At 74.1% G+C, this 7415-nt stretch carries 6 protein-coding genes; 5 read left to right on the top strand and 1 reads right to left on the bottom strand.

Features of this window, described 5'->3' with window-relative positions; genetic code table 11:
• The first annotated feature begins 183 nt into the window (after positions 1-183).
• Positions 184-2037 carry a cell division protein PerM gene (locus AXW62_RS05275; RefSeq protein WP_159060816.1) on the top strand — a complete coding sequence of 618 codons (1854 nt, stop codon included), beginning with the start codon at positions 184-186 and terminating at the stop codon, positions 2035-2037.
• 444 nt (positions 2038-2481) lie between these two features.
• On the opposite strand, the gene AXW62_RS05270 is transcribed toward AXW62_RS05275, so the two are convergent.
• The gene (locus AXW62_RS05270) at positions 2482-3396 is read right to left on the bottom strand and encodes a hypothetical protein (RefSeq protein WP_252368505.1); all 915 of its coding nucleotides are present in this window, start codon (positions 3394-3396) and stop codon (positions 2482-2484) included.
• A 369-nt stretch (positions 3397-3765) separates the two neighbouring features.
• On the opposite strand from AXW62_RS05270, the gene purN reads away from it, so the two are divergent.
• From purN to AXW62_RS05250, 4 genes are all read left to right on the top strand, one after another.
• Complete coding sequence (gene purN, locus AXW62_RS05265) at positions 3766-4422, top strand: phosphoribosylglycinamide formyltransferase (protein ID WP_030828625.1); 657 nt, start codon at positions 3766-3768, stop codon at positions 4420-4422.
• The gene (gene purH, locus AXW62_RS05260; protein WP_060943455.1) at positions 4419-5981 is read left to right on the top strand and encodes a bifunctional phosphoribosylaminoimidazolecarboxamide formyltransferase/IMP cyclohydrolase; all 1563 of its coding nucleotides are present in this window, start codon (positions 4419-4421) and stop codon (positions 5979-5981) included. The genes purN and purH overlap by 4 nt, the downstream gene beginning before the upstream one ends.
• A 241-nt stretch (positions 5982-6222) precedes the next feature.
• Entirely contained in the window at positions 6223-7110 is an 888-nt protein-coding gene (locus tag AXW62_RS05255) for a bifunctional methylenetetrahydrofolate dehydrogenase/methenyltetrahydrofolate cyclohydrolase (protein WP_030828630.1), read from the top strand.
• On the top strand, positions 7100-7415 hold a 316-nt coding region (locus AXW62_RS05250; RefSeq protein ID WP_060943458.1), incomplete at its 3' end, for a DUF3017 domain-containing protein. The genes AXW62_RS05255 and AXW62_RS05250, both read left to right, overlap by 11 nt.

The raw sequence follows: 7415 nt of genomic DNA, 5'->3' as shown, positions 1-7415 counted from the left end.
TACCACCACACGGTGGTACGGGCCCGCGGCGTTGTGGGCGACGGCACCCTTGGCGGACGCGGAACACGGCAATTCGCCAATCCATCCCATTGAGCAGTAAAAGGCGCATAAGCGGACTAGAGCGACACGGCGACCAAACCCTTGATGTAAGGATGAAGCGGCTGTTATTGGCAGCATGGTCACGTGACGCAAACGACCGATCGCAGCCCGTCGGTGTCCTCACGTGACCGCTCCGCGCCTCGGCGCTCCTCCGCCATCAGGGAGGCGTTCCTCGGCGGTGTGGTCGCCGCGGGGCTCGGCCTCGGCACGCTCGCCGTGGTCGTACTGCTGTTGTGGATCACCTCCTCGTCCCCCGAGAGCAGCCCCGACGGAGCCCTGCATGTCGCCGCCGACCTGTGGCTGCTCGGCCATGGCGCCGACCTGGTGCGCACCCAGACGCTCTCCGGCCACAGCGCGCCGGTCGGACTGACCCCGCTGCTGCTCAGCGTGGTGCCGTGCTGGCTGCTCTACCGGGCCGGCCAGCACGCCGTCTACCAGGCGGAACCCGATGAGGACGGAGGGCAGTGGGTGCCCGAGGAGTCCGTCGTCGATCCGCGTACCGCCTTCGCGTGGGTGACCGGCGGCTACCTGCTGGTCGGCACCGCGGCCGTGCTGTACGCCTCGTCCGGGCCGCTGCACGTCGCCCCGCTCAGCGCGCTGCTGCATCTGCCGGTCTTCGCCGGGGCCATCGCCGCCGTCGGCGTGTGGACGGCCGACGGGCGGTGCCCGCTCCGGCTGCCGGGGCGGGTGAGCACCGCACTGCGGCGGCTCCCCGGCGCCGACCGGACCGCACGGGTGGCGGCGTCACTGGCCGCGCGGAGCTGGTGCCGGCGCCGCCGCCTGGCCGCCGCGCTGCGCGCCGGGACCAGCGGTCTCGTCGTCCTGCTCGGCAGCGGTGCGCTCCTTACGGCGACGTCGATGCTGAGCCACGCGGGGGCCGTGCAGATGACCTTCCTCAACCTCAGCAATGTGTGGTCGGGGCAGTTCGCGGTGCTGCTGGTCAACCTGGCGCTGCTGCCGAACGCCATCGTCTGGGGCGCCGCGTACGGGGTCGGCGCGGGGTTCACGGTCGGCGGCGGCAGCGTGGTCGCGCCGCTGGGCATCACCTCCTACCCCCAGCTGCCGCACTTCCCGCTGGTCGCCGCGCTGCCCTCGGAAGGGCTCGGCGGGCCGCTCGTCTGGCTCACGGGGATCGCGGCCGGGACGTCGGTGGCCTGGTTCACCGGGGTCGCGGCGGCGCCACGACCCGGCAGGGGCGAGCCCAGGCCGTCCTGGGGCTGGGGCGAGACCCTGGTCCTCGCCACGCTGGCGGCGGTCGGCTGCGCCGCCGCGATGGCGCTGCTGGCCGGGGTCTCGGGCGGACCGCTGGGCATCGGCATCCTCGCCGACCTGGGCCCGAGCTGGTGGCGTACGGGCATGATCACGCTGGCCTGGACCGGGATGATCGGGGTGCCCGGGGCGATGGTGCTGCGCTGGTACCGGCTGTGCGTCCCCACCAGGGCCTCCTGGCCGGAGTGGAAGGCGGCGCGGGCGGCCCGTCGCACGGCCCGGGTGGCGCGTCGCACGGCCCGGGTACAGGCCCGTACGGAGGCCAGGAACGCCCGCGCGGCCCGGGCCGAGGCCAAGGCACGGGCGCGGGCGGCGGTGCCGCCCGGGGCGGCACCCATGGAGTCCGCCGAGGTGCGCGAGGCGATGGCCGAGCCGTGGTGGCAGTGGCTGCGCCCCCGGTCGGCGCCGGGCAGGTCCGGCCGTCGGCTGCGCCGGAAACCGGACCACGGCGGCGGCGCCGGTACGGAGACCGGAGTGGGCGCGATGGCCGGGCTCGCGACCCCCGCGGGCACACCGAGCACCGTCCGGCCACCGGCCCGCCCGCGCCGCTGGGCGCTGAGCAGGAAGAGCCCGGGGACGCCCGAGCCATCCGCCAAGCCCCTGACCGCACCGGACCCCCTCCGCGCCGAGATGCCGACCCGGCCGGACGACGCCCGCCGCGAGCCGTAAGGGGACCAGGGGGAGCCGCTGCGGGCCGTGCTCTGGGGTGGCTCTGGGTTCGTTTGCGTCGAGGGGTCGGCTCGGCTGGGCGGCTCCGGTCGTGGATCGTAAGGCGGCCGGTGCCCGCCGACTCGGCCCGATGGCGACGCCTGTCGCGAGCCGTAAGGGGGCCGGGGCGGTCACCGCGAGCGTAAGGGGCCAGGCGGAGCAGCCGCTGCGGGCCGTAAGGGGCTCCCAAGCGGCTCCGGGCCCGGTTCGCGCCGAGACGTCGGCCTGGCCCGGCGACCCCCGCCGCGAACCGTAACGCGGTCGGTGCGGCCCCGGCGCCTTCGCACCGGGAGACCGGTCCGGGCCGGAAGGGAATCCGCCCAACGGAATCCGCCCAACGGAATCCGCCCAACGGAATCCGCCCAACGGAATCCGACACCAGTCGTGAGGTGTGCGGGAGCGGCGTCAGTCCTGCGTGCTCAGGAGCGGGCGGAGCTGCTCGGGGAGCAGGGTTTCGCACGCGTGGCGCGAACTCTGCGTGAGGGCGTCGTCCACGCACGTGTAGTAGTCGTTGTAGACGACCTGGACGCTGAACGTCGCCGCGACGATGGCGAGCGCGAGTCCGCCCGTCACCAGACCGCTGATCGCCGCCGTCGCCTGCGGCTTCGCCGGGCCGCTGCCGGGCGCGGGCAGCGCGGCCGGGGTGGCGCCCGGGGGCGGGGGCGGGGCGTTCAGGGGCGCGGCGGTGGCCGGAGGCGGTGTCGTACGGCGCGGCTTGGCCCGCAGCGCGCTGATGCCCCAGTACACGGCCAGCGCCCCGAGCAGCAGCGCGATCTGCGGCAGGCTGAAGAGCGCGAAGAAGAAGGCCCACATGCCCGAGAGCAGTGCGTACCGGGCGCGCCGCTGGGCCGGGTCGTTGGGGTCCCAGCGGGGGCCGCCGGGCCCGCCGGGGCCGGAGGGGCGGTTGGCGGAGCCGGGCCTGGCGCCGAAGCCGCCGCTCTGGCGGCTGGGCTGGCGGCTGCTCCACTGACTGCCCCAGGCCGGAGGCTGCTGCGGCTGGTGGCCGCCTCCGTCGCCCTGACCGCCCTGACCGCCCTGACCGCCGTTCTCGCCGCCCCCGCCGTCCTGGGCTCCGTGACTGCTGCCCTGGGCTCCCTGGGCGCCGTTCTCGGCGTTGCCGCCGTTCTCCCCACCCGCGCCGTCCGGCCGGTGCCGGGGCTGCCAGGGCTGGTCCGGCCTGCCCTCGGGCGGCGGGGCGAACGGATTGTCCTCGTGCTGGCCCCCGTGGGGCCCGCCGGGCGCGGACGAGGGCGACTCGGGGGACGAGGACGACGAGGACGACGACTGCTGGTCCCGGAGCAGCGGCGTCGTGGGCGACATGCGGGCGTGCCTCATCGCCGCCCCCCGGTCGATACGGGAGTCGGTGTGAGGCGATGAGCCGCGTGGCGGCGTCGGTCCGGCATGTGGAGTGTGTCTTCCCCTTGTGTCGTCGTCCTGCACACCGGAGGCGTATACGGCTGGTGCCGTACGGCCCGGCGGCGCGGGCGCGACGGTTCGTTCCCACGGCGTCAGTTGGATGCGCAGTCCAGACGCTACCTCCCGTGCCCGCCCCCGTCCCCCGGGGGCCGCTTGGTGTGCCGGTATCGTTGCTGACGGTCGGCGGGTTCGTAGAGTTCCCCGGAATTAATGAGTCCGCGGCCTTGTAGGACCGTACGAACGGCAGCACCACCCGCGAGAAAGAGCCCCGCCGTGGCCTCCCCGCCTCTCCCCGCACGCTCCGCCCGTCCCGGGCGCCCCCTCCGCCTGGTCGTACTCGTCTCCGGCTCCGGTACGAATCTGCAGGCGCTGCTCGACGCCATCGCCGCCGAGGGCGTGGCCCGCTACGGCGCCGAGGTGGTGGCCGTCGGCGCCGACCGCGACGGCATCGAGGGCCTGGCGCGCGCCGAGCGCGCCGGGATTCCCACCTTCGTGTGCCGGGTCAGGGATCACGCCGGCCGCGCCGAGTGGGACGCGGCGCTGGCCGAGGCCACCGCCGCCCACGAGCCGGACCTGGTCGTCACGGCCGGGTTCATGAAGATCCTGGGCAAGGAGTTCCTGGCCCGGTTCGGCGGTCGCTGCGTCAACACCCATCCCGCGCTGCTCCCCAGCTTTCCCGGTGCCCATGGCGTACGCGACGCGCTCGCGCACGGCGTGAAGGTGACCGGATGCACCGTCCACTTCGTCGACGACGGGGTCGACACCGGCCCGATCATCGCCCAGGGCGTGGTCGAGGTCCGGGACGAGGACGACGAGTCCGCTCTCCATGAGCGGATCAAGGAAGTCGAGCGCTCGCTGCTCGTCGAGGTCGTGGGGCGTCTGGCCCGTCACGGCTACCGCATAGAGGGACGAAAGGTAAGGATCCCGTGACCGCCGAAGGTACCAAGCGGCCCATCCGCCGCGCGTTGGTCAGCGTCTACGACAAGACGGGTCTCGAGGAGCTGGCCCGAGGGCTGCACGCGGCGGGTGTCCAGCTCGTCTCGACCGGCTCGACGGCCGCGAGGATCGCCGCCGCCGGGGTACCGGTCACCAAGGTCGAGGAGCTGACCGGCTTCCCCGAGTGTCTCGACGGCCGGGTCAAGACGCTGCACCCGCGCGTCCACGCGGGCATCCTGGCGGACCAGCGGCTCGACTCGCACCGTGAGCAGCTCCAGGAGCTGGGCGTCGAGCCCTTCGAGCTGGTCGTGGTCAACCTCTACCCGTTCCGCGAGACGGTCGCCTCGGGCGCCGCGCCGGACGAGTGCGTCGAGCAGATCGACATCGGCGGTCCCTCCATGGTCCGCGCCGCCGCCAAGAATCACCCGTCCGTGGCCGTGGTCGTCAACCCCGAGCGGTACGACGACGTCCTCAAGGCCGTCGCGGACGGCGGGTTCGACCTGGAGCGGCGCAAGCGGCTGGCCGCCGAGGCGTTCCAGCACACCGCCGCCTACGACGTGGCGGTGGCCAACTGGTTCGCCTCCGGCTACGCGGCCGACGAGGGCCCCTGGCCGGACTTCATCGGCGTCACCTACGCCCGTAAGCAGGTGCTGCGCTACGGCGAGAACCCGCACCAGCCTGCCGCGCTCTACTCCGACGGCAGCGGTAAGGGGCTCGCGGAGGCCGAGCAGCTGCACGGCAAGGAGATGTCGTTCAACAACTACACCGACACCGAGGCCGCCCGCCGGGCCGCGTACGACCACTCCGAACCGTGTGTCGCGATCATCAAGCACGCCAACCCCTGCGGGATCGCGGTCGGCGCGGATGTCGCCGAGGCGCACCGTAAGGCGCACGCCTGCGACCCGCTGTCGGCCTTCGGCGGTGTGATCGCCGTCAACCGCCCGGTGTCGGTCGCCATGGCCGAGCAGGTCGCCGAGATCTTCACCGAGGTGATCGTCGCCCCGGCGTACGAGGACGGCGCGGTCGAGGTGCTGGCCCGTAAGAAGAACATCCGCGTGCTGCGCTGCGCGGACGCCCCCGCGCCCGGCGATGAGTCCCGTTCGATCGAGGGCGGCGATCTGGTCCAGGCCAAGGACCGGCTCCAGGCCGAGGGCGACGACCCGGCCAACTGGACCCTCGCCACGGGCGAGGCGCTGGACGCCGACGGCCTGGCCGAGCTGGCCTTCGCCTGGCGTTCCTGCCGCGCGGTGAAGTCCAACGCCATCCTGCTCGCCAAGGACGGCGCCACGGTCGGCGTCGGCATGGGCCAGGTCAACCGCGTGGACTCGGCGAAGCTGGCCGTCGAGCGGGCCGGTGCCGAGCGCGCCGCCGGTGCGTACGCCGCCTCCGACGCCTTCTTCCCGTTCCCGGACGGTTTCGAGGTGCTGGCCGAGGCGGGCGTCAAAGCCGTGGTGCAGCCGGGCGGCTCGGTCCGCGACGAGCTGGTGGTGGAGGCCGCCCAGAAGGCGGGCGTGACCATGTACTTCACCGGTACGCGCCACTTCTTCCACTGAGCGCCCGCTCCGTCCACGGAAGCGCCCGCCCAGCCGCACGCGCAGGAGGCCGCACCCCGACCCGACCCCGGGGTGCGGCCTTCGCCGGTCCGGCACCGGTCGGTCCCCGAACCGACCGGTCCGGCACCGACCGGTTCCCGAACCGACCGGCCCGGCACCGACCAGTCCCTGAACCGACCGGCCCCCGAACCGACCGGCCCCTGATTGGATCCGACGTCCCCGCATCCGGGAGGATGAAGTCATGACCGCCCAGATTCTCGATGGCAAGGCAACCGCAGCCGCGATCAAGTCCGATCTCGTCAGCCGCGTGGAGGCGCTGAAGGCCAAGGGCATCCATCCCGGTCTCGGGACGGTGCTGGTGGGCGAGGACCCCGGCAGCAAGTGGTACGTCGCGGGCAAGCACCGCGACTGCGCCGAGGTCGGCATCGCCTCCATCCGGCGCGACCTGCCCGAGACCGCCACCCAGGAGGAGATCGAGGCGGCGGTGCGGGAGCTCAACGAGGACCCGGCCTGCACCGGCTACATCGTGCAGCTGCCGCTCCCCAAGGGCATCGACGCCAACCGGGTGCTGGAGCTGATCGACCCGGCCAAGGACGCCGACGGGCTGCACCCGATGAACCTCGGCCGGCTGGTGCTGGGCGAGAGCGGCCCGCTGCCGTGCACGCCCCAGGGCGTCATCCAGCTGCTGCGCCACCACGGTGTGGAGATCAACGGCGCGCATGTGGTGGTCGTCGGGCGGGGCATCACCGTCGGCCGGTCGATCGGACTGCTGCTGACCCGCCGCTCGGAGAACGCCACGGTCACCCTCTGCCACACCGGCACCCGCGATCTGCCCGGGATCCTGCGCCAGGCCGACATCATCGTGGCGGCCGCCGGGGTGCGGCACCTGATCAAGCCGGAGGACGTCAAGCCGGGCGCCGCGGTGCTCGACGTGGGCGTCAGCCGGGACGAGCACGGCAAGATCGCCGGGGATGTGCACCCCGGGGTGGCCGAGGTCGCGGGCTGGCTCTCGCCGAACCCGGGCGGGGTCGGCCCGATGACCCGTGCCCAACTGCTGGTCAACGTGGTGGAGGCCGCGGAGCGGAACGCGAAGGCGGCCGCCGACGCCGGTGCCGGCCATGACGGCTGAGGCGAGCGAACCGGCGGCCGGGGAGCCGCGGCCGGTACCGCCCGCGGCGCCCGCCCGGTCGGCCCGGAAGTCGCGCCGCTTCCCGCTGATCACCCGGGACACCGCGCGTCCGGAGGGCGGCGGCCGGGCCGCGCCCGGTGCCGCTCCGGCGCCCGCCCGGCAGTGGCCGCTGCTCGCGGTGATGGGCGGGGTGGGCCTGGGGCTGCTGATCGTCGCCCTGGACGCGTTCCGGGCGGGCACGGTGCTGATCGGGCTGTCCCTGCTGGCGGGCGCGTTCCTGCGGGGGGGGCTGCCCGGGGGGGGGG

The organism is Streptomyces hygroscopicus subsp. hygroscopicus (genome assembly GCF_001553455.1).
Lineage (GTDB): Bacteria > Actinomycetota > Actinomycetes > Streptomycetales > Streptomycetaceae > Streptomyces > Streptomyces hygroscopicus.
This window is presented reverse-complemented; position numbering and strand designations above follow the sequence as displayed.

Excerpts from the sequence above, each read along its gene's own strand:
- AXW62_RS05270 (WP_252368505.1), bottom strand. The coding sequence starts at position 3,396 with ATGTCGCCCACGACGCCGCTGCTCCGGGACCAGCAGTCGTCGTCCTCG.
- AXW62_RS05255 (WP_030828630.1), top strand. The coding sequence starts at position 6,223 with ATGACCGCCCAGATTCTCGATGGCAAGGCAACCGCAGCCGCGATCAAG.